1 pseudogene is annotated in these 318 nt (G+C 38.1%); it reads right to left on the minus strand.

The features are described 5' to 3' along the window. Positions 1–318, minus strand: a pseudogene (locus tag HMPREF2795_RS04440) (MucBP domain-containing protein); the annotation flags it as partial.

Below are 318 nucleotides of genomic sequence, written 5' to 3' on the forward strand. Positions count from 1 at the left end.
CATCTGACTTGATGGTCTTGCCTTCTGTATCTACGTAGTGTACATAGACATTTCCATTCACTTCTTTATAGACATAAGTAATAGTTGATTTTGGTTTAGTAACCTGACCTGTAACTGGGTCAGACTTTTCAAGGTGTCCATTCTCATCAACCTTACCTACTGGATAATCACCCTTCGGTACGATCTTATATGTCTTACCATCTTCACTCTTGATTGTGTTTGGTTTTTCACCTTCTTCAGTAGTGTCATATGGTGTGTCATATGGTGAGTTTGGAGTATCTTGGCGAGGTTTTTGAATCTCTTTACCATTTTCATCTA

This window comes from Streptococcus sp. HMSC056C01, assembly GCF_001811305.1.
Classification (GTDB): Bacteria; Bacillota; Bacilli; order Lactobacillales; family Streptococcaceae; genus Streptococcus.